At 72.3% G+C, this 21,157-nt stretch carries 19 protein-coding genes and 2 pseudogenes; 5 read left to right on the forward strand and 16 right to left on the reverse strand.

Going from position 1 to position 21,157, the window contains the following annotated elements; all coding sequences use genetic code 11:
* Positions 1–118: 118 nt before the first annotated feature.
* Positions 119–2,458, forward strand: a complete 2,340-nt coding sequence (locus AMY39116_RS0317825) for a LuxR C-terminal-related transcriptional regulator (RefSeq protein WP_193354365.1) — start codon at positions 119–121, stop codon at positions 2,456–2,458.
* Between the two features lie 39 nt (positions 2,459–2,497).
* On the opposite strand, the gene AMY39116_RS0317830 is transcribed toward AMY39116_RS0317825, so the two are convergent.
* From AMY39116_RS0317830 to AMY39116_RS0317840, 3 genes are all read right to left on the reverse strand, one after another.
* Positions 2,498–3,244 (reverse strand): cytidyltransferase, encoded by a 747-nt coding sequence (locus AMY39116_RS0317830; RefSeq protein WP_020418993.1) that lies wholly within the window; start codon positions 3,242–3,244, stop codon positions 2,498–2,500.
* Positions 3,245–3,359: 115 nt separating this feature from the next.
* A complete protein-coding gene (locus AMY39116_RS0317835) occupies positions 3,360–4,847 on the reverse strand; it encodes a 4-hydroxyphenylacetate 3-hydroxylase family protein (protein WP_235716167.1) in 1,488 nt (495 codons plus the stop codon).
* 101 nt (positions 4,848–4,948) lie between these two features.
* Positions 4,949–5,491, reverse strand: coding sequence for a flavin reductase family protein (locus AMY39116_RS0317840; RefSeq protein WP_020418995.1), 543 nt, complete (start codon positions 5,489–5,491; stop codon positions 4,949–4,951).
* Positions 5,492–5,603: 112 nt separating this feature from the next.
* On the opposite strand from AMY39116_RS0317840, the gene AMY39116_RS0317845 reads away from it, so the two are divergent.
* Positions 5,604–6,425: an IclR family transcriptional regulator C-terminal domain-containing protein gene (locus AMY39116_RS0317845; protein ID WP_020418996.1), complete on the forward strand. Its 822-nt coding sequence runs from the start codon at positions 5,604–5,606 to the stop codon at positions 6,423–6,425.
* Positions 6,426–6,512: 87 nt separating this feature from the next.
* Here AMY39116_RS0317845 and AMY39116_RS47520 read toward each other — a convergent pair whose 3' ends face one another.
* A complete protein-coding gene (locus AMY39116_RS47520) occupies positions 6,513–6,689 on the reverse strand; it encodes a helix-turn-helix domain-containing protein (RefSeq protein WP_157358590.1) in 177 nt (58 codons plus the stop codon).
* 56 nt (positions 6,690–6,745) lie between these two features.
* On the opposite strand from AMY39116_RS47520, the pseudogene AMY39116_RS47525 reads away from it, so the two are divergent.
* Positions 6,746–7,137: pseudogene (locus AMY39116_RS47525) on the forward strand (hydroxymethylglutaryl-CoA lyase); the annotation flags it as partial.
* Positions 7,138–7,197: 60 nt separating this feature from the next.
* On the opposite strand, the gene AMY39116_RS0317850 reads toward AMY39116_RS47525, so the two are convergent.
* The 6 genes from AMY39116_RS0317850 to AMY39116_RS0317875 form a co-directional block, all read right to left on the reverse strand.
* A complete protein-coding gene (locus tag AMY39116_RS0317850; RefSeq protein WP_020418997.1) occupies positions 7,198–8,601 on the reverse strand; it encodes an MFS transporter in 1,404 nt (467 codons plus the stop codon).
* A gap of 163 nt (positions 8,602–8,764) precedes the next feature.
* Positions 8,765–10,006 (reverse strand): NAD(P)/FAD-dependent oxidoreductase, encoded by a 1,242-nt coding sequence (locus AMY39116_RS0317855; RefSeq protein WP_027936021.1) that lies wholly within the window; start codon positions 10,004–10,006, stop codon positions 8,765–8,767.
* Positions 10,007–10,035: 29 nt separating this feature from the next.
* Complete coding sequence (locus AMY39116_RS0317860) at positions 10,036–11,160, reverse strand: M20 family metallopeptidase (protein WP_020418999.1); 1,125 nt, start codon at positions 11,158–11,160, stop codon at positions 10,036–10,038.
* Positions 11,157–11,822: a DUF1028 domain-containing protein gene (locus AMY39116_RS0317865; protein WP_020419000.1), complete on the reverse strand. Its 666-nt coding sequence runs from the start codon at positions 11,820–11,822 to the stop codon at positions 11,157–11,159. Before AMY39116_RS0317865 ends, AMY39116_RS0317860 begins: the two co-directional genes overlap by 4 nt.
* Positions 11,819–12,241: a RidA family protein gene (locus AMY39116_RS0317870; RefSeq protein WP_020419001.1), complete on the reverse strand. Its 423-nt coding sequence runs from the start codon at positions 12,239–12,241 to the stop codon at positions 11,819–11,821. The genes AMY39116_RS0317865 and AMY39116_RS0317870 overlap by 4 nt, the downstream gene beginning before the upstream one ends.
* Positions 12,242–12,285: 44 nt before the next feature.
* On the reverse strand, positions 12,286–13,212 hold the full coding sequence (locus AMY39116_RS0317875) for a LysR substrate-binding domain-containing protein (RefSeq protein WP_020419002.1): 927 nt from the start codon (positions 13,210–13,212) through the stop codon (positions 12,286–12,288).
* Positions 13,213–13,563: 351 nt separating this feature from the next.
* On the opposite strand from AMY39116_RS0317875, the gene AMY39116_RS46975 reads away from it, so the two are divergent.
* Positions 13,564–14,043, forward strand: a complete 480-nt coding sequence (locus tag AMY39116_RS46975) for a hypothetical protein (RefSeq protein WP_020419003.1) — start codon at positions 13,564–13,566, stop codon at positions 14,041–14,043.
* Here the strand turns inward: AMY39116_RS46975 and AMY39116_RS43100 are convergent.
* Together AMY39116_RS43100 and AMY39116_RS0317895 are read right to left on the reverse strand one after the other, a co-directional pair.
* Entirely contained in the window at positions 14,025–14,858 is an 834-nt protein-coding gene (locus AMY39116_RS43100) for an FAD-binding protein (RefSeq protein ID WP_020419004.1), read from the reverse strand. The two genes, AMY39116_RS46975 and AMY39116_RS43100, sit on opposite strands and share 19 nt — an antisense overlap.
* A gap of 421 nt (positions 14,859–15,279) precedes the next feature.
* On the reverse strand, positions 15,280–16,431 hold the full coding sequence (locus AMY39116_RS0317895) for an epoxide hydrolase family protein (RefSeq protein WP_020419006.1): 1,152 nt from the start codon (positions 16,429–16,431) through the stop codon (positions 15,280–15,282).
* Between the two features lie 63 nt (positions 16,432–16,494).
* Here AMY39116_RS0317895 and AMY39116_RS0317900 point away from each other — a divergent pair, with 63 nt between their 5' ends.
* Positions 16,495–17,472, forward strand: a complete 978-nt coding sequence (locus tag AMY39116_RS0317900; protein WP_039791604.1) for a YafY family protein — start codon at positions 16,495–16,497, stop codon at positions 17,470–17,472.
* Between the two features lie 67 nt (positions 17,473–17,539).
* Here AMY39116_RS0317900 and AMY39116_RS0317905 read toward each other — a convergent pair whose 3' ends face one another.
* From AMY39116_RS0317905 to AMY39116_RS0317920, 4 genes and pseudogenes are all read right to left on the reverse strand, one after another.
* On the reverse strand, positions 17,540–18,268 hold the full coding sequence (locus AMY39116_RS0317905; protein ID WP_020419008.1) for an SDR family NAD(P)-dependent oxidoreductase: 729 nt from the start codon (positions 18,266–18,268) through the stop codon (positions 17,540–17,542).
* Positions 18,256–18,900, reverse strand: a complete 645-nt coding sequence (locus AMY39116_RS0317910; RefSeq protein ID WP_020419009.1) for an SDR family NAD(P)-dependent oxidoreductase — start codon at positions 18,898–18,900, stop codon at positions 18,256–18,258. Before AMY39116_RS0317910 ends, AMY39116_RS0317905 begins: the two co-directional genes overlap by 13 nt.
* 17 nt (positions 18,901–18,917) lie before the next feature.
* Positions 18,918–19,709, reverse strand: a pseudogene (locus AMY39116_RS0317915) (epoxide hydrolase family protein); the annotation flags it as partial.
* Positions 19,710–19,731: 22 nt separating this feature from the next.
* The gene (locus tag AMY39116_RS0317920) at positions 19,732–21,117 is read right to left on the reverse strand and encodes an MFS transporter (protein WP_020419011.1); all 1,386 of its coding nucleotides are present in this window, start codon (positions 21,115–21,117) and stop codon (positions 19,732–19,734) included.
* Positions 21,118–21,157: the final 40 nt, after the last annotated feature.

Raw genomic sequence — 21,157 nt, forward strand, 5'->3', positions numbered from 1 at the left:
GGCGGGCCGGACAGGGTGAGATCACCCCATTGCCCACCCCATCGCGGTCCCGGGCACACCCGCGTGTCCTACGGTGGGAGCCGCGGTGTCCAGCGGCGGGCGCGTGATGGGAGGCGTCATGGGTGACGGTGCCGGAGGGGGACTGCGGCATCCCGCCGTGGCGCTGACCAGCTTCGTCGGCCGCCGTCAGACCTTGGCGCAACTGGACGCCGAGCTGCGCGCCCACCGGCTGGTGACCGTCACCGGCCCGGGCGGGGTGGGCAAGACCCGCACCGCGATCACCGCCGCCGACCGGACCAGCCTGCCCGGCGGGGTGCGGGTGGTGGAGCTGGCCAGCGTCACGCACGACACCCAGGTCGCGCCCACCGTCGCGACCGCGATCGGCGTCCCCGACCAGTCCAACCGCGACGCCGTCGACCGGGTCGTCGACCACCTCTCCGGAACCAGCACGCTGCTGGTACTGGACAACTGCGAGCACGTGCTGGACGCCACCGCACGGCTGGTGCTGCGGCTGCTGGAAGCGCTGCCCGGCCTGCGCGTCCTGGCCACCAGCCGGGAGCCGCTGGGCATCGGCGGGGAACGCGTGCACCTGCTCGCGCCGCTGGCCGTGCCGGAGGAGAGCGACGCGGCGGGCACCGGCGCCCTCGACCACGTCCCGGCGGTCCAGCTGCTGGTCGACCGGGCACGCGCGGTGCTGCCGGACTTCGCGGTGACCCCGGAGAACCGGGCGGCGGTGGTGGCGCTGTGCCGCCGCCTCGACGGGCTGCCGCTGGCGATCGAGCTGGCCGCGGTGCGGCTGCGGTCGTTGTCGGTGTCGGAGGTGGTGCGGCGCCTGGACCGGCGGTTCCACCTGCTCGCCGGGACGGACCCGGCGGCCGGCCCGCGGCAGCGGTCGCTGCGTGCGCTGATCGACTGGAGCCACGACCTGTGCGCCCCGGACGAACGCCTGCTGTGGGCGCGGATGGCGGTCTTTCCCGCCTCGGTCGACCTGGAGACGCTGGAGCGGGTGTGCGGGTTCGGCGACCTGGCCGGGGACCGGCTGTTCGACGCACTCGACGGGCTGGTCGGCAAGTCCGTCGTGGTCGCCGACCGCAACGGCGAGCAGGTGCGCTACCGCCAGTTCGTGACGTTGCGCGAGTACGGCGCGGAACTGCTGGCAGCCTCCGGTGAAGCGGATTCACTGCGGCGACGGCACCGCGACCACTTCGCCGGCCGCGCCGCGGAGTGCGTCCGCCGGTGGTGCGGTCCCGACCAGGCGGGCGACCTGGCGCGGTTGCGGGAGGACCACCCGAACCTGCTGGCGGCGCTGGCCTGGTCGGCCGAAACCCCGGGCGAGGCCCCGGCCGGGGCGCGGCTGGCGTCGCTGCTGCGCTACCACTGGATCGCGGGCGGGTTCCTCAGCAACGGCCGCCGGTGGCTGGAACGCCTGCTTCCCCAGCTCGGCGCCGGAACCCCGGAGCGGGGCGAGGCGCTGTGGGCGGCGGCGTGGGTCGCGCTCATCCAGGGCGACCGCCTGGTGGCGAGGGGGTACCTGAAGGAGTGCGCGGTGATCGCCGACGCGCTCGGGGATCCGGGGCTGCGCGGGCACGTGCGGTTGTGGCGGGCGCTGCTGAACCTGTTCGAGGGCGATCTCCAGGCCGCGATCGGGCTGTACCGGCAGGCGATCGCGATCCACCGGGCCGGCGGCGACACCGGGCTGGCGCTGACCGCGTCCTTCCAGCTGGCGATGGCGCAGGCCTACGCGGGCCGCCCGCGGGAGGCGCTGGAGACGTGCTCGGCGGTGATCGAGGAGGCGTCGGCCGTCGGGGAACGGTGGAACCGGGCCTACGCGCACTGGGCGGCGGCCATCAGCCACCTGCACCTGGGCGAGGTGGCCGCGGCGCGGACGGCGATCGCCGCGGCGATGCGGATCGAGCAGGACTTCCGCGACGGCGTGTGCACGGCGCTGTGCACCGAGGTGTGCTCGTGGGTGGCCGCCTCGTCGGGGCACGCGGCCGACGCCGCGGCGCTGGAGGGCATGGCGGCCTCGGTGTGGCACCGGATCGGCACGTCGCTGCAGGCCTTCGGGCCCCATGCCGCCAGGGAGGGACGACGGCACTCCGCGGCGGTGGACGAGCAACTCGGAGCGGCCACCGCCGGCGCCATCCGCAAGGACCACGCCGGCGTCACGCTGCCGGACGCCGTGCGGCTCGGGCTCGATCTCGTGGTGCGCCAGAGCGGACGCGGCCGCCCGGCGCCGCCGCGCGAACCTCGCGTGCCGGAGTCGCCGCTGACCGGCCGGGAACGGGAAATCGCCGTGCTCATCGCGCGGGGCCTGAGCAACAAGGCGATCGCGGACCGGCTGACGATCTCACCGCGCACTGTGGACGGTCACGTGGAACGGATGCTGCGGAAGCTGGACTTCACCTCCCGCACGCAGATCGCGTCGTGGGTGGCCGCGAGCAGCGCGGCCCGCTGACGCCGATCCGGAAGACACCGGCACCCGTTCACGGCCGCATCAGCCGCCGAGGAAGTCCACACCCACCGGCCCGCTGCGCGAAGTGCGCACCGCCACGCCCTCGGCGTCCACCTCGACCACGACCTCCTCGCCGCACGTCAGCCGTCCCCGGTAGACGCCCGGCGCGGGCAGCGCGGTCCCCGGCTCCACGCGCAGCCGGCCGTCCGCGAGCACGCCTTCGACGCGGTGCGGCCGGCCCAGCGCCCGCGCCGCACCGGCCACATCGCCGGCCCGCAGGCACGAGCGGACGTGCGTGGACGACACCAGCGGCAGCAGGTCCACCGGGTGGGTGGTGAAGCCGTAGTCGCGCCCGAGCCGCCGCAGCGTCTCCGGCGTGCCCTCGCCCCGGTGGCCGAACGTGAAGTTGCCGCCCACCACCACGGCCGCGGCGCGCAGGCGCCCGGCCAGGATCCGGGCGACGAAGTCCAGGGGCGACATCCCCGCCAGCTCCCGTGTGAAGGACAGGACGCACACCGCGTCGACACCGAGTTCCCCGGCCAGCTCCGCGCGCCGCTCGACGGTGCTGAGCGCGTCCGTGCACCGGGGCGGCCCCACGATCCGCGCCGGGTGCGGGTCGAAGGTGACGAGCACCGTCGGCAGGCCGCGGTCCCGGCCGATGCCGACGGCCTCGCCGATGAGCCGCGCGTGCCCTCGGTGCACCCCGTCGAACACACCGAGGGTCACCACGCACGGCCCGAGATCGGCGGGCACCGTGTCGCGCCACACCGGGCACAGCGTCGCGGTCATCGCAGCTCCTCGCTGGTGTCGCCGGGTGCGGCGCCCCGGGGGAGGAGGCGCCGCACCCGGCGGTGGTGGCCCGGCGACGTCGTTGTCCACCCGGGCCCCGCCGTGGGATCCGCCGTCAGCGGCGGCCTTCCGGGTTGAACAGGTCCGGCACGGTCCAGCCGTCGAGGTCGTACTCGGCCATGCACTGCTCGGCGAAGCCCTTCATGCCGTCGGCCTGACCCGACTGCTGCGCGGCGAACAGCAGCTCGGCGCGCACGCCCTCGTGGTTGCCCGAGTAGTTGCGCTCGTACAGCTCGTGCCTGCCGCCGAACTCGCTGCCGATCGAGTCCCAGATCAGCTTCATCAGCTTGACGCGCTCGATCGCGTCGATGCCGTTCGAGCCGCGCACGTACTGGTCGAGGTAGGGGCGGATCTCCGGCGAGGCGAAATCGTCGGCGTGCGAGGGCAGGTAGATCAGGCCGGATCCGAGGTCCTGCATGATGATCTCGCGCACGCGGGGGTAGCCGACGGTCATGAACCAGCGGTAGGCCAGGCCGTAGTCCAGGTGCGGCAGGACCGCGCCGTCGATCCACTCGTCCGGCCGTGCGGCCATCGCGTCGGACAGCGCCCAGAACAGGTTGCGCCACCCGATGACCTCGCCGACGCGGGTCTGGATGCCGCGGAAGTCCTTGGTGCCGGTGACTTCCACGCCCTTCATCAGCAGGCCGGCGATGAAGTCGAGCTTGACCGCCAGCCGCGTCACGCCGTGGAAGGTGAAGCGGTGCAGGAAGCCGGAACCGGGGAAGAACGTGCTGGCCTTCTCGGCGTCGCCGTAGATGAAGACGTTCTCCCACGGGATCTTCACCTTGTCCAGGATGAAGATCGTGTCGTTCTCGTCGAACCGGGACGACAGCGGGTAGTCGAACGCGCTGGTCGCGCTCTGCGCGTAGGACTGGCGGCAGATCAGCTTCATGCCCGGCGCGCCCATCGGCACCGTGCACACCAGGGCGAACTCGCGCTTTTTGATGGGCAGGCCGTAGTGGGCGATGAAGTTGTAGTTCGTGATCGCCGACCCGGTCGCGACCACCTTGGCGCCGGAGACGATCAGGCCGTCGTCCTTCTCCTCCTCGACGTGGATGAAGATGTCCTTCACCTCGTCGGGGTTGCGGTCCCGGTCGACCGGCGGGTTGATGATCGCGTGGTTCCAGTAGAGGACCTTCTCCTGCGATTCGGTGTACCAGCGGCGGGCGTTGTCGGCGAAGGGCTCGTAGAAGTCCGAGTTCGCGCCCAGCGTGCCGAGGAAGGCGGCCTTGTAGTCGGGGCTGCGGCCCATCCAGCCGTACGTCATGCGCGCCCACTCGGCAATCGCGTCCCGGTCGGCGAAGAGGTCCTCGCGGCTGCGCGGCGTGCGGAAGAACGGGTGCGTGAAGCCGCTGCTGTCGGTGTCCGTCGGCGCGGTCAGCACGCCCTGCTTGTCCGGGTCGTGCAGGGCGTCGTAGAGGCGCGCGGTCATGCGTGCCGAGTTGCGGAACGCCGGGTGCGTGGTGACGTCGTCGACCTTCTCGCCGTAGATGAAGATCTCCCGGCCGTCCCGGATGCTCTCGAGGTACTCCTCGCCGGTCATCGGGCGGGTGGTCCGGGTGGGGGTCACGGCTTCGTCGGGCTGGTGGATCGCCACGGGTGTGGTCCCTTCGTCGTTGAACGGGATCGTTGTGGTTGGCGGGATCAGACGGCCGCGGGAGCGGCCGGGAACCAGCCGATCTCGGGGCAGTCGAGTGAGACGGCCCAGTGCGAGCCGTCGTCGGCGGGGCCGAGTTCGCGGAAGCGGCCCGAGTAGAACAGCAGCGGCTCGGCGTCGGTGATCTCGAGGTCGACGACCTCGCCGAGCACGATCAGGTGGTCGCCGCCGTCGTAGGTGCGCCACGGCAGGCACGAGATCGTCGCGGCGTTGCCCAGCAGCACCGGCGCCGTCGGGCCGGCGCCCCAGCGGGGCCCCGGGTCCTGCGGGCGGCCTGCGAAGTGCATCGCCGTGTCCAGCTGGTCCGCGGCGAGGATGTTCACCGCGAAGGGGGACTCGGCCAGGTAGCCGCACGCCTTGGCGGTGCGCGTCAGCGTGACCTGGCAGAGCGCGGGCTCGAGCGAGACCGCGGTGAACGCGTTCACGGTCGCGCCGTGGGGTTCCCCGGCGCTGTTCTGGCAGGTCACCACCGTGACACCGGTGGCGAACCGGCCGAAGCCGGTGCGCAGCCGCCGCTGATCGAGCGTCATCGTCGACACCTCCTGTACGCTATGCGTACTAGCTGTCCGCTTTGCGTTCACGAGAAGGGTGCCCGCCGATGGGTGAGCGAGTCAATACCTCGCATGCGGGAAGATGGCGGCCATGACCACCGAGGGGAATCCGCGCGACCTCATCCAGAGCCTCGAGCGGGGCTTCGCGGTACTGCAGGCCTTCGACGCCGAGCGGCCCAATCCCACGCTCGCCGAGCTGGCGTCCGCGACGGAGCTGTCGCGCCCGGCGGTGCGGCGGATCCTGCTGACCCTGCAGCACCTCGGCTTCGTGCACGGCGAGGGCGGGCGCTGGACGCTGACGCCGCGGGTGCTCAGCATCGGGCAGCACTACTCCGCCTCGCACGGGATGATCGAGATCGCGCAGCCGCACCTGCTCCGGCTCGCCGAGCAGACCGGCGAGTCGGCGTCGCTGGCCGCGCTCGACGGCACCGAGGCCGTCTACGTCGCCCGCGTGCCGGTGCGGCGGATCATGAGCATCAACGTGTCGATCGGGACGCGCGTGCCGGCGCACTCGACGTCGATGGGCCGCGTGCTGCTGGCGTGGGCGCCGGACGAGGTGGTCGACCACGTCATCGCCGCCGGATTGGAGGCCCACACCGAGCACACGGTCACCGACCCGGACGAGTTCCGGCGCCGGCTGCGCGACGTCCGGTCGCTCGGCTATTCGGTGGTCTCGGAGGAACTGGAGAAGGGGCTGCTCTCGGCCGCCGCGCCGGTGCGGGACTCCTCAGGGGCCGTGGTGGCCGCCCTGGCCTCCTCGACGTCCAGCGGACGTTCCAGTGTGGAGCAACTGCGGGCCGACGTGGTGCCGCTCCTGGTCAAAACGGCGGACCGCATCAGCGCCGACTTCGGCCACCGCCAGGGCGTCACGTCCGGGCCGATGGTCCGAAAAGGACACGAAGGCTTCTTCTGACGGTCGCGGAGCCGGGAGTACGAGGCGCGCGACGGGCCCACCGCCACCGCACGGTGCCGCCGCCTGAAGCGTCGATCAACGAGCGGTTCACCGCGGTTGATCGCCACCCCGTGTTCGCGATCTCCGCCGGTCCGCGTCTCGCAGGTAGCCAGTGGCGACGAGGCCCTTGGCGAGCCCGTGCAGCGAGGAGCGGGGCGCGTCCAGTTCGGCGGCGAGCTCGAACAGGTTCCGACGGCGCCCGGTACCCCGTGCTCGTGTGCCCAACGACCGCGGCGTGGACCGCGCAGTCGACCTCGGTGCGCGAAATCGCCGTGTTCGGCGGCGTCACAGAGTCGTTCGCCGGCGACACCATCGGCGCCGCCACCCCGGGGCGTGTCGCGGCGCTGCTGGACGCGCTCGCCGTGGCCGGTGTCCCGGTGGAGCAGGTCGCGGTGCACTTCCACGACACATACGGACAGGCCCTCGCCAACACACTCGCCGCCCTGCGGTGCGGTGTGACCACTGTGGACGCCAGCGCGGGCGGGCTCGGCGGCTGCCCCTTCGCGGGAAGCGCGACCGGCAATCTCGCCACCGAGGACCGCCTGTGGCAACTCGCCGATCCCGGCATCGGGACCGGCATCGACCTGGACAAGGTGGCGGAGACGAGTGTCTGGATGGCCGAACGGCTGGGCTGCCCAGCCCTTCCCGCACCGTCGCGGCACTCGCCCGCTGAGCACGACCGGGCAGAGGTTGGTCGCGGTGACTCCGGTGGACCTCGGCTGGGGCCGCGGGCTCAGGCCGCCGGTCCCGCTGATCCCTCGCCACGACCGCCCACTGCCGTCGCCGCGCCGGCCGGTACTGGCGCTGCCGAGAGGTCCTCGGCGCGCAGCAGGGGAGTACCCGCCGTCTCGCGCAGGGAGAACGCCGCCACGAGCCCGATCACCGCGGCCACCATCAGGTAGGGCCCAGGCACCAGTGTCGAGCCGGTGGCGGAGATCAGGACGGTCATCACGTACGGGACGGTCCCGGCGAACAGGGCGGCGGTCACGTTGTAGGCGATCGACAGGCCGCTTTGGCGGGTGCGGGTCGGGAAGATCTCCGCCGACCACACCGCGTAGGTGCCCAGGATCGCGGCGAGGATGACACCCAGCGCGAGCGCGGCGGCCCACGTGCCGGCCAGGCCGGTGCGCATCAGCAGGTACGCCGGGGTGGCCAGGACGAACAGCGCGATCCCGGCGCCGATGAGCACCGGGCGGCGGCCCACCCGGTCGGACAGCCTGCCGAAGGCGGGCACCAGCACGAGCCCGGTCAGCGAGATCACCGTGGACAGCAGCGCGGCACTGCCCGCGGAGTGGCCGAGGTAGTCGGTCTCGTAGGTGACCAGGTAGGTCAGCACCGCGTAGAACGGCACGTGCATCATCGTCATCAGCCCGGCGGCCTGCAACAGTTGCTTGCGGTTGTGGCGGAACAACTCCCGCACCGGGCTGCGCGGCACGTTGTCGGTCGCCTCCAGCGCGCGGTACTCGGGCGTGTCCTCGATCTTGGTGCGGATGACGAACCCGACGACGCCCAACGGCGCGGCGATGAGGAACGGGATGCGCCAGCCCCACGAGGTGAGCTGCTCGCCCGACAACCCCACGGACAGCAGGAGGAACACGAACGACCCGGCGAGGAACCCGAGCAGCGAGCCGACCTCCAGCCAGCTGACACCGAACCCGCGGCGGCGGCGCGGCGCGTGCTCGGCGAGGAAGCTCGCCGCGCTGCCGAACTCCCCGCCCGCCGCGAACCCCTGCAGCAGGCGCAGGAACACCAGCAGCAGCGGCGCGGCGATCCCGATCGTGGAATAGCCGGGCAGCAGCCCGATCACCAGCGTCGCGCCGGACATCAGGAAGATGACGAGCGACAGCGTCCGCTTGCGCCCGATCCGGTCCCCGAGCGGGCCGAACACCAGCGCGCCGACCGGGCGGATGCCGAACGACACCGCGAACACGCCGAACACCGCGAGCAGGCCCGCGGTGCCGTTCTCCGCGGGGAAGAACACCGACGCGATGGTGCCGGCGAGGTAGGCGTAGGTGGCCCAGTCGAACCAGTGGACGAACACCCCGACGGCGCCGGCGGCGACACTGCGGCGCAGCGCCGCGGGATCGGCCATCGCCTCGGTGATCTCGTCGGCTGCGGGGGAGCCGGGTGCGGTCATGGGTGCCTCCTCGGGCCTGCTCTCGCGATGACGCTAGGAGCGGGTGACAGCATCGAACAAGAAGAAAGAGACGAAACAATGCATCGGAAACACCGATGCAGAGCGGCGGAGCTGGGGTGTTGCCCGGGTCTTACACCCGGGCAACACGGAATTCACGCGCGGCTCAGTACCGCAGGTAGTCGCGCTGGATCGTGATGTGGTCGGCGACGAACTTCGCGTCGTGCCACACACCCCAGATGAAGCTCGACCCGCGCCGCGCGAGCCACGGCAGGCCCAGGAAGTACACGCCGGGTTCGGTGGACACCCCGCGCCGGTGCCGCGGCTTGCCGTGCTCGTCGAACGCGTCGACCCGCAGCCAGCTGTAGTCGACCGCGAACCCGGTGGCCCAGACGATCGAGGTGATCCCGGCCGCGGCGAGGTCGAGTTCGCGGACGGGATCGGTGACGCACGCCGGGTCGGGTCCCAGCTCGCGCGCCTCGGGTTCCTCCGGCAGTTCCAGGCCGTTGCGGGCGATGTAGGCGTCCGCTTCGTCGAGCAGCGACAGGTAGTTCGCGTCGCCCGCGGCGATGTTGGCGCCGAGGTCCGGTGCGAAGTGGAGGGTTCCGTCGCGATAGGACTCGGTGCGCCCGGTCAGGGTGATGCCCAGCGCGGCGAGGGCGCGGAAGTCGACGGTGTGCCCGCCGCGCGCGCCGCTGACGGCGATCGTGACGTGCTCGGCGCCGCGGGGCGGGGTTTCGGCGTCCCACTTGCCCAGAACTCCCAGCCACCAGCAGAAGTCGCGTCCCCGGTATCGGCGCGGCGGCCGGTCGTGCGGGCCGACGGACAGGTGCACCACGCGCCCGGCGCGGCGCAGCTCCTCGGCGATCTGCACCCCGGAGGACCCGGCGCCCACCACGAGCACGCCGCCCTCGGGCAGCTGGGCGGGGTTCTTGTAGGAGCTGGAGTGCAGCTGCAGCGGCCCGGCGCCGCCGGGGACGATCGGCGGGATCACCGGCCGCTGGAACGGGCCGGTCGCGGCGACGACGAACCGCGCGTCGAGCTCACCGTCCGAGGTCCGCACCCGGAAGCCGGGGCGTCCCCGGTGCCGCCGCACCGACGTCACCTCGACGCCGGTCCGGACCGGCGCGGCGATCTTCTCCGCGTAGGCTTCGAAGTAGTCCGCGATCTGGTCCTTCGACGCGAAGTCATCGGGTGCGAGGTCGCCGAACTCCATGCCGGGGAAGCGGTCGTGCCACGCGGGCCCGTTCGCGACCAGCGAGTCCCACCGCTGCGACCGCCAGCGCCCGGCGATCCGGTCCCGCTCCAGGACGAGGTGCGGCACCCCGGCGTCGCTCAGGTGCTCACTCATCGCGAGGCCGGCCTGGCCGCCGCCCACGACGAGGACGTCCACCTCTTGTCTCGACATCGTTCTCCGTTTCGGTCCGGTGTGGAGGGTCAGGCGCGCCGCGCCGCGCGGTCGATCCCGGTCCAGGCGAGCGCGACCGCGCCGTCGAGGAGCGCCCGCCGGGCGGTTTCGCCGACGCAGAACGCGGCGAACTCGCGCTGGTGGTTGGTCGCGGGCAGGGACCCGATCCCGATGTAGGGGTGGATCGCCGGCACGACCTGGGAGACGTTGCCCATGTCGGTCGAGGCGCGGTTCATCCGCGCTGCGGTGCCCGGCGGGGCGAACTCGCGTCCCAGCGCCCCCGCGTTCGCGCGGTAGTCGGCCAGCGCCGCCTCGTCCGCGCGGAACTCCGCGTAGGGCTTGCTTTCCGGCTCGACGCTCAGCTCGCAGCCGGTCGCCAGCGCCCCGGCTTCGAACGCGCGCATCACGCGTGGTTCGAGTTCGGCCAGCTCCGCCAGCGTCTCCGCCCGCACGTACCAGCGGCCGGTCGCGGTTTCGGGGATCGCGTTCGGCGCGTCGCCCGCGTGCGTGACGACGCCGTGCACCCGCGCCGAGGACGGCAGCTGCTGGCGCAGCAGCCCGATCGCGACCTGCGCGACCGTGAACGCGTCGGCGGCGTTGATCCCGGCCTCCGGGTAGGCCGCGGCGTGCGCGGACTTGCCGGTGTAGGTGATCTTCGAGTGGCTGACGGCGAACGGGCGCGCCTCGGCCACGTCGACCGGTGCGGGGTGGACCATCATCGCGAGGTCGGCACCGGTGAAGGCGCCGCGGTCGAGCATCTCGATCTTGCCGCCCCCGCCCTCCTCGGCGGGGGTGCCGTAGACCTCGACGGTGAGGCCGGCGTCGTCGGCGACCGCGGCCAGTCCGAGTGCGGCGCCGACGCTGCTCGCGGCGATGAGGTTGTGGCCGCACGCGTGCCCGAGGCCGGGCAGCGCGTCGTACTCCGCGCACAGCGCGATGCGCGTGGGGCCACTGCCGAAGCGCGCGTGGAAGGCCGTGTCCAGGCCGAGGTAGCGCGGGGTCACGTCGAACCCGGCGCGGTCGAGCAGCTCGGGCACCATCGCGGCGGCCCGGTGCTCCTCCCACGCCGTTTCGGGGTCGGCGTGCAGGCGCTCGGACAGGCGCACCAGGTCGTCGGCGTGCCGGGTGACGGTCTCCCGCGCGGCGGTCTTCACAGGTCCCCCGGAACGCCGTAGGAGGGCGCGGCGGCGGGGTCGAGGCCGCGGCGGACGTAGTCGTCGCGCTGGGGCAGCCACACCGCCAGCAGGTCGGCGAGGCCGTCGACGGGATTCTCAGCCCAGTCCACGCGCAGGTCGGTGACCGGCCAGCCGACGTCGGCGACGACGACGAGTCCCGCGGAGCGCACCGGGCCCTCCTCGCCGCCCGCGGCGACGGCCGCCCGCAGCGCGGCGACGAGCCGCTGTTCCAGCTCGCCGGAGGTGGCGGCGAAGGCGTCGAGCATCACCTGGGGGATGTGGGTGCCGGCGAGCATGTTGCCGGCCGCGACGGCGCCGTCCGCGGTCGCGGTGGCGTGCGTGCCGAGCGTTTTCGCGCCGCTGTAGGCGAACCCGGGACCGGTGCGGCCGAGGACGGTCAGCTGGCGGTAGGCGATGTGCTCGGCGGAGGCGGTCACCTCGGACAGCGCGCGCTCGGCGTCGCCGTGTTCGGCCAGCCGGTCGAGCAGCTTCGCGCCCAGCCGCGGGTCGGTGACGTTCTGTGAGGACGCGGCGCCGACGCCGGGGCGCAGGTGCGCGACGCGGGCCGCGACCGCGGGGCTCGACGAGCTGGCGACGATGCCGAAGCGGTCGCCGTCGCGGGCGACGAGGGAGAAGGTCACCGCTCCTCCTCGGGGATGACCGCGATGGCGTCGATCTCGCACAGCCATTCCGGGCGGGCCAGCGCCGAGACGACGACGCCGGTCGAGATCGGGTGCACGCCCTTCGTCCACTTCCCGACCACGCGGTAGACCGCCTCGCGGTAGCGCGGGTCGATCAGGTAGATCGTGAGCTTGACCAGGTGTTCCATCCGGCTCCCGGCTTCCTCCAGGAGCAGGGCGATGTTGGCCATCGCCCGCTCGGCCTGGGCGGCCGCGTCCCCGATGCCGACGGACTCGCTGGTCTCGAGGTCCTGGCCGATCTGCCCGCGGACGTAGACCGTGCCGTTGGCGACGACCGCCTGACACAGGTCGTTGTCGAGGTTCTGTTCCGGGTAGGTGTCCCGCGTGTTGAACGGCCGGATGCGCTGGTGGACGGTCATCGGCCCAGCGTGCGGTCTGGCCGAGGTTCTGTCCAACAGATGTTTCAGCGCTTTTGCATCTGTTTTCCTGATGCATAGAGCTCGCGGCACAGCTTGACGAACTCCTGGGCGCGGCGGGTCAGGCGCACGCCGCGCATCCAGGCGACGACGATGTCCAGCGAGGCGACGTCGTCGGTCAGGGCGAGCGGCACCGCGCGTTCGCCTGCGTACGTCGACTCGGCGGGCGGGCGCTGGTTGAGCAGCGCGAACCCGTGCCCGTGGGCGACGAGCGCCCGCACGGTCTCGTAGCCGGTGGTGCGGTGGCGGATCTCCGGCTCGACACCGGCGCCGCGCAGCACCGACTGCAGGTACTCGCGGCTGTGCGGCAGGTCCAGCAGCACCATCGGCTCGCCGTCGAGGTCGGCGAGCGCGACCTTCCCGCGGGTGGCGAGCCGGTGCCCGGGGGAGACGAGCACGTACGGCGGCGCGGTGTCGACGACCACGCGGTCGATGTCGTCGTCGAGGTCGTAGCCGTAGAGCAGCGCCACCTCGCATTCGCCGCTGCGCAGGGCCGCCTTGAGCGCCGAGTGCTCGCCCTCCCGCAGCTGCACGCGGACCTGCGGGTGGCGGTCCTCGAACTCGGCCAGCAACCCGGGCAGCCGGAACGGCGCGAGCGTGGTGAAGCAGCCGACGGTCAGTGGCCCGACCAGCTCGGTCCCGGCCTGCCGGGCGGTCTCGACCAGCTCGGCGCCGTGGGCGAGGAAGTCCAGGACGCGCTGGTGGAACGCCTGCCCGGCGGTGGTGAGGCTGAGCCCGCGGGCGTGGTGGCGCAGCAGCAGCTGGACCCCGAGTTCGCGTTCCAGCTGCGCGATCGCGGTCGACACGGCCGACTGCGAAACGAGCAACTCCCGCGAGGCCGCCGTCATGCTCAGGTGCCGCGCGGCGGCCTCGAAGTACCGCAACTGGACGAGGGTGAAGGAGGGCTCGCTCACGGCGCCATCCTGCCCCCGGCGCGGGGCCGCGGCCAGGCGCGGCCCAGGAGTGTGACCCTGCCTGCCCGCGACGAAGGGCGCGCGAGGCTGTTCCTGCAGCCTGCAGTGGAAGCACCAGCACCCGCCGTCCACCAGCCCGAAGATGGCGACCGGGTACCGCAGCCGGCGTTTTGACCATCGGCGCGATGAAGTTCGTCGGCGCAGCAGTGGAGGTTGTTGGCAAGGTGAGGCGCCAGGGCGGCAGCGTCGGTCGAGAGGATCGCGCCCTCAGCCGGAAGGCCGTGAATCCGATCCACGTCCATCTAGAATGGCGGAGGTTCCGCAAGAGCTATCACAAGAAATGGCGCGTACGTGACATTCGAAGTGGGCGATCGGCTCCTCAACTTCCTCCGCGAGCTTCAGGTGGCCACCACGTGGACGGTGGTCGTCACCGAGGAGGCCGGCGGCGGTTCGAAGTGGCGGCTCGCGGGATCGACGTGGGAGGCCACCGTGGTCGTCGAGCCGCGAAGGTGGCTCGGATTGACGTTCGAGGCGCGGGATCCACTTGCCGGCAGGTCTGCCACCTACGACATCGACACCGACCTGTACGACATATCGCTGGACGATCAACGCGAATTCGCGGAGGAGATCGAGTGCGATATCATCGAATTTCTCGCCAACCTGAGAGCTAAAGCCGTGCTCCGCGGGAATGACGGATCAAAGTTCGTGCTCGTCTTTCCTTCGAACGGCTCCTGTGTTCGCGTCGTCCAAGGTCGTTTCCTGGCCAGCGTGTCCACGTGCGCCGATCTCGCCGCCGCTCGGACGGGCGGTGACTACGTCCCGGTGGAATGACGAACGCTTCTTCCTCCGAGCCGTTCACCGCCGGTGTTGACGAGCACGCCGAGCCAGAACCCGGGCAGCGGGAACGGTGGCGGCGCGGCACTGCTGCCGGGCGAGGGCATCGACGGGTCGACGGCGGCCGAATGGCACCGCGACCAGTCACCCGCCGGCGTCGCACCCGCCTGGATCGCGGCGGTGATGCCGTCCCCGGTGGCCAGGCGGGTGCCGCGCAGCCGCGCGCTCGCCCAGTCCGGCCCCAGGTGGCGAAGGCGGAGCTGCGGGGAGGCCTGGAACCCGCCGGTGGCGACCACCACGGCACCGGGCACCACACCCGCGCCGGTCACCGCGCCCGTCACCCGGCCGCGATCCCGGACGAGGCCGGCGAGCGGCGTGGACCAGCGGATCTCGACGCCGATGCGCTCGGCGTGCCGTAGCAGCGGCTCGATCACGGCGAAACCACGTGACATCCCCGCACCTGCGCAGGTCAGGACCTGCCCGGGTGGCACGTGCAGCACACCGTCGCGCATCTGCGCGCCGAGCGTCCGGTTGAACACGAACCGCACGCCCCGGGCGGCCAGCCAGCGCACCGTGTCCAAGGACCGCTGTGCGAGGGTGCCGACCAGCGCCGGGTCCGCGCGGCCGCCGCTCATCGCCATGAGTTCGGCGGTGTAGGGCGGGGCCTCGATCCGGTCGTGTTCCAGCCCGGGCTCGACGTCCTTCGTGATGGACGTGAGGTCCTCCGGGCCGTCGTAGCGGAACAGGAACAGCCCTCCGGAGAAGGCGGCGTTCCCGCCGACGTCCTCGCGGCCGCCCTTCTCGAGCAGCACGACCCGCGCACCGACCGCACGCGCGGGCGATCGCGGCGGACAGCCAAGCCAGTCCGGCTCCGGCGACGACGACATCCGTCACGCGCGGGCCCGTTGGAGCCGCCCAGGGCGAAGATGACGTACGTGGCGAGCTCGATGTCGTGGACGGCGGCGAAGGCGGCCATCCGCTCCAGCTCGGCCAGCGAGTCCGAAGTGGAGCGTCCGGTGTCGAGGGCGAGCTGAAGGAAGTGGAACGCGCCGTGAAGTGAGCACCGCCGCCGGTGGCGCGGTCCGACGGCTGACGCTGAACCGCGCGGTGCGCGGCCGCCGACGTGCTCTGCCGGGGCCGCGCACCTCATCGTGATACTGGTGAGTCGTTTCCGCTTCACCGAGGCAGGCCGGCCGCCACGCGGGGTGCACGGCGCGGACCTCTGCCGTCCGGTCAGGCCAGGCTCCGGAAGAACGCCCGGAGGTCGGAGATCATCAGGTCGGGCGTCTCCAGAGCCGCGAAGTGGCCGCCGCGCTCCAACTCCGACCAGCGCACCACGTTGTGCGCCCGCTCGGCCAGGGGTCGGACCGAGAAGTCGGTGGGGAACACCGCGACGGCGGTCGGCACCGTCCCGCGCTCCTTCGGCGCCCACATGGTGAAGTCGTTGAACCGCTCGTAGTAGGTGTGCGCCGCCGAGCCCGCGGTGCCGGTGAACCAGTAGATGCTCACGTTGGTGAGGATCCGGTCCCGGTCCACCGCGTCTTCGGGGAGCTCGGCCGCCGGGTCCGTCCAGTCCTTGAACTTCTCCACGATCCAGGCGAGCTGTCCGGCGGGGGAGTCGTGCAGCGCCGCCGCGATCGTCTGCGGGCGCGTGCCCTGCAGTTGCATGTACGCGCCCAGCTTCTCCTGCCACTCCTTCATCCCGGCCAGCCGCCCGCGCTCGGTCTCGCTCAGCGAGCCCATGATCTCCGGATCGCCGCCGGGGAACGTGAGCAGGCCGTTGACGTGCACGCCGATGACGTTGTCCGCCGCGGCGCGTCCCACGAGCGGAGCGATGAACGCGCTGACGTCGCCTCCCTGCACGCCGTACCGGTCGTAGCCGAGCCGGGACATCAGCTCCGCCAGCGCCGCGGCGGTGCGGCCGTCGGTCCAGCCGGTGGCGGGCAGCGGGCCGGAGAAGCCGTATCCCGGCAGCGATGGGATCACCAGGTGGAAGGCGTCGGCGGCCTGGCCGCCGTGGGCCAGCGGGTCGGTGAGCGGGCCGATGAGGTCGAGGAACTCCACGACCGAGCCGGGCCAGCCGTGCAGCAGCAGGAGCGGGGTGGCGCCGGCCTCGGGGGAGCGCACGTGCAGGAAGTGCACCTGCGCGCCCTGCACGGTGGTGGTGAACTGTGGGTAGGTGTTGAGCGTCGCTTCTTGGGCGTACCAGTCGAAGCCGTCGGCCCAGTAGGTGGCGAGCTCTCGCAGGTAGCCGGTCGGCACGCCGCGCTCCCATCCGGTGCCGGGCAGTTCGGGCGCCCATCGGGTGCGGTGCAGCCGCTCGTGCAGGTCGTTGAGGTCGGCCTTGGGGATCTCGACGCGGTAGGGCTGGATCTCGTTCGTCATGTCCGGGACGGTATTGGCGATTGGTGACAGGTTCCGGCACTGATAACGGCCACAATGGTGCCCATGTTGGAAACCTCCGCGCGGCTGCTGCGGCTGCTGTCGCTCCTGCAGGCGCGTACGGACTTGACCGGTGCCGAAATCGCCGACCGGCTGAAGGTCGGCCTGCGCACCGTGCGGCGCGACGTGGAACGGCTGCGCGAGCTGGGTTATCCGGTGGAGGCCACGCCGGGTGTGGCCGGCGGGTACCGGCTGGGGGTGGGGGCCGCGTTGCCGCCGCTGCTGCTCGACGACGAGGAGGCCGTGGCGGTGGCGATCAGCCTGCGGATGGCCGCGACGGGCAGCGTCGCCGGCCTGGAGGAGGGCGCGGTGCGGGCGCTGGCCAAGCTCCAGCAGCTCCTGCCCGCCCGGCTGCGGCACCGGATGGAGGCGTTCCGCGCGGCGACCGTGGCGCTGCCCGGGGCGGCCGATCCGGCGGTCAGTGCCGAGGTGCTGGCCGCGATCGCCGCCGCGTGCCGCGACCGGCGCCGTGTGCGCCTGCGCTACCGCGGGCGCGACGGCCTCACCGCACGCGAGGTCGAGCCGCACCGGCTGGTGCACACCCCGCGCCGGTGGTACCTGGTGGCGTGGGACGTGGCCAAGGACGACTGGCGCACCTTCCGGGTCGACCGCATCGAGGGGCCACTCGGACCGCCGGGCGCGCGGTTCACGCCGCGCCCGCCGCCCGAGGAGAACACGGCCGCCTACGTCTCACACGGGATCACCTCGACGCCGTACGCCTACCAGGCCCGCGTCCTCTTCCACGCCCCGTTGGAGGCAGTGGCACCACGCACGTCGCCCGGTGCGGGACGGCTGGAGGCCGTGAACGCGCGAACGTGCCTGTTCACGGCCGGCGCGAACTCCCTGCACGAGCTGGCGGTGCACGTGGCGGTGAAGGGGTTCGACTTCGAGGTGCTGGAGCCGCCGGAGCTGGTCCCGGTGCTGCGCGAGCTCCGCGACCGCCTCGATCGGGCCGCGACCACATCGGACCCGGGTTCCGGCTGACGGCAGCGAAGCGTGCGCGAAGGACTGTCGGGACCGGTCCACTCCGGACGGTGTCGCCGCGTGGGTCCTATCTGATCGTCAATCCACCGTCGACGTGCAGCACTGTGCCGGTCACCCACCGGGCGTCGTCCGAGGCGAGGTAAACGGCGGCTTCGGCCACGTCCTCGGGTTCGCCGATCCGCTGGGCCGGATACGCGTCGTGGACGTAGTGCTCGTAATCCGCGCGCTGGTCCGGGGTCATCCGCGCGAGGTAGGCGCGTTCGAACGTCGGCGTGCGGATCGAGCCGGGTGCGATGGCGTTGACCCGGACACGCGGACCGAGTTCGTTGGCCAGCGCCTTGGTGAGCGAGTTGAGCGCGCCGCGGGTGGCCGAATAGACCGAAGAGGGGCGCCCGGCGACCATTTTGTCCGCCCAGTAACTCGAGATGTTCACGATCACGCTCAGCCGCTCGCGCAGCAACTGGGTCAGCAGCACCGGTACGCGCACGTTCAGGTGCACCATCGCGTCGAACTGGGGCTTGGTGAGTTCGGACAGCGGCGGCATGTGCGAGACACCGGCGTTGTTCACGAGCACGTCGACGTCCAGGGATCCGGCAGCGGCGACGAGCGCGTCCTCGTCGTTGAGGTCGACGGCGACGGTGCGCGTGTTCGGCAATGTCACGGCGTCGAGCTTGCGGCTGTCGCGCGCGAGAAGCACGAGGTTCGCCCCTTCCCGCGCGAACGCGGTGGCGATGGCGAGGCCGATTCCCTCGCTGCCGCCGGTGATCAACGCGGTCTTGCCGGTCAGGCGATCCATCGGGTCTCCAAGTCGGCCAGCTGGCGGATCCGGGCGGCGCGGATTCCGGCCGAGGCGTCGCTGCCGACGGTGAGCCGCAATGGCGGTTGCGGCAGGCCGACCAGCGCGATGATCGCGGCCGCCACTTCCTCCGGCTCGGTCGGCCGCCGCGCATCGCGCCCGATGCGGTCGAGCCGGGCGGCGAGAGCGTCGTAGTCGGCGATCGTCCCGGGACGCTCGCGTTCGGCCCAGCTCCGGCGAAAGCCCGTGTTGACGGCGCCCGGTTCGACGATGCTGACCTGGATGCCGAACGGAGCCAGCTCCTCGGCCAGCGACACCGACAACCCTTCGAGCGCGTGCTTGCTCGCCGTGTACGCGCTCATCCCAGGGGCGCCGATCTGACCGGCCAGCGAGCTGATCTGCACGATGTGACCCGAGCGAGCGGCCCGCAGGTACGGCAACGTCGCACGCAGGACGTTGGCGGCCGCGAAGAAGTTGACCTCGAACTGTTCGCGCAGCGCCGAGTCGGACAGCTCCTCGAAGGCGCCCGCCGCCGCATAGCCGGCGTTGTTCACCACGACGTCGATCCGGCCGAGAGCGGCGACGGCCTCGGCGACAGCCCGCCGGACTTGCTCAGGGTCGCTGATGTCCACGGACTTCCTGCTGATCGCGCCCAGAATTTCTCGGCGATCCAGGTGGCCTGGCCTGCTGGGGAGTCGGTGAGGCCGTAGCCGAGGGTTTGCGGCCGGGTCGACTGGATGGCGGAGTATCCCCGGCCGGTGCGTTGGAACTCCTTTTCGGCCTCGAGGTTCGCCAGCTCCGCGGGTGTCGGGTCGTCGAAGGTGCCCGCGGCCACGGAGCCCAGGTTCAGGTGCACGGCGGCGACGCGCTCGGGCGCCACTTCGCCCAGCGCGCCGGACACCGCCGAGCCCCAGTCGCCGCCTTGCGCGCCGTACCGCTGGTATCCCAGTGACACCATCAGCGTGTCCCAGGCGCGTGCGATGCGGGTGACGTTCCACCCGGTCGTCGACGGCTTGTCGCTCCAGCCGTACCCGGGCAACGACGGCGCGACCACGTGGAACGCGTCCGCCGGGTCGCCGCCGTGCGCGCGCGGGTCGGTCAGCGGGCCGAGGATCTCCAGGAACTCGAGCACCGAACCCGGCCACCCGTGCGTGAGCACCAGCGGGAACGCGTCCGGCTCCGGTGATCGGACGTGCAGGAAGTGAATGCCCAGTCCGTCGACGGTGTCCCGGTACTGCGGGAAGGCGTTCAGCCGCTCGGCGAACCCGAAGTCGTAGTCCTCGGCCCAGCTGCGGCAGAGCTCCTGCGCGTAGGCCAGCGGCACCCCCTGCGACCAGTCGTCCACCGGCTCAGGCTCGGGCCATCGCGTCCGCCGCAACCGTTCCCGCAGATCCGCGATCTCGGCTTCGGTGATGGTCACCTCGAATGGCTCGGCGGCCATGGCGGTCTCCTTTCCTGTCACGTCATCGGATGCCGGCACCCGGCCGCCCGGTGAGGCTGAGGACGAGTCCGGTCAAGGGAAGTGCCGCGAGCACGGCGAGGGCCACCGGCACCGGCACGACGCCGGACAGGCCCGCGACAGCGGCCGGGCCGATCCCGCCACCCAGGTTGATCATGAAGGTGAGCAGGCCCTGTGCGGTGTCGCGGTCCCCCGTGGCGACGAGTTCGGGTGCGAGGCCCACCAGTACGGCTTGGGCGCCGGCGAATCCACACACGGTCAGCGCCACGCCGACGACGACAGGGACCGGCCCGGTGAAGATCGCGACCACGAGCACACCGACGGCGGTGAGTGCCGCGAGCCCGGCCGAGACCTGCCACGCGGTGAACCGTGCGGTCGCGGCGCCGACGAGCCGCCCGGCCAGCACCGAGCAGGCGGCCGCCGGGACCAGGAGCACGCCGGCTTCCAGAGCGCCACCACCCGTGGCCTGCTCGATCAGGGACGGGGCGAGAAACAGCACCCCGTAGTAGCCGGCGAAGACCGTCCCGCCGATGAGCCCGGCGGGCAGGAAGCCGCGGGCTGTGATCACCCGCCGGGGCACGAACCCGTCGGGCGTGCGCCGCACGCGCCACCACAGTCCCGCGGCGGCGAGCGCCCCGGCGGCAGCCACGACGAGCGTGACCGAAGTGGACAGGCCGACCGAATGGGCCTGCAGCAACGTGATCAGCGAACCGGCGAGCACCGACAGCACGGCCGCGCCGGCGATGTCGAGTCGCTCGGCCGAGTTGTTCCCTTCCCGGCCACCGTTCCGCTTCAACGCCCGCCTACCCGGCACTGCGGCCAGCAGGAGGGGGAGCGCGAGGACCGGGATCGCGAGCACGGCACGCCACCCCAGCCACGCCGTCACCGCCCCGCCCAACAGCGTCCCGCACCCAGACGCCGTCGCGCTGGCGGCCGCGACGATTCCCAGCGCGCGAAGCCGTTCCCGCCCCGGAAGGGCAGTGACCGCGGCGAAGACAGCGATCACGGTGGTACCCGCCCCGGCACCGCCGATCAGCCTGCCGATGATCACGACTGCCAGTGTCGGGCCGAACCCCGCGAGCGCCGAACCCGCGGCGAGTGCCACGACCCCGGCGACGAGTGCCCGGAAGGGGCTCCGCCGGGCCATCAGCCGGCCCGCGACCGGCATCGCGAGCGCGGAGGTCAGCGACCACGCGGCGAGAATCCACGCCGTGGCCCCGAACGGCACCCCCAGCGCGCGGCCGATGACCGGCAGCGCCACCGACGGTGCGCCCAGCGCCACGTACATCGGCAGCACCAGCAGGCCCAGCGTCAGCCCGAGCCGACGCCCGTCCGGCGCGTGTCCCGATCCGCCGCGGAGGACCCCTCCAGACGGGATCGCCTGCGGCATCGTCATCTCCTCCGGGGTACGCTGTGACACGTAAAAGCCA

Origin of the sequence: Amycolatopsis sp. ATCC 39116 (assembly GCF_000231075.2) — a bacterium.
Taxonomy (GTDB): domain Bacteria; phylum Actinomycetota; class Actinomycetes; order Mycobacteriales; family Pseudonocardiaceae; genus Amycolatopsis_E; species Amycolatopsis_E tucumanensis.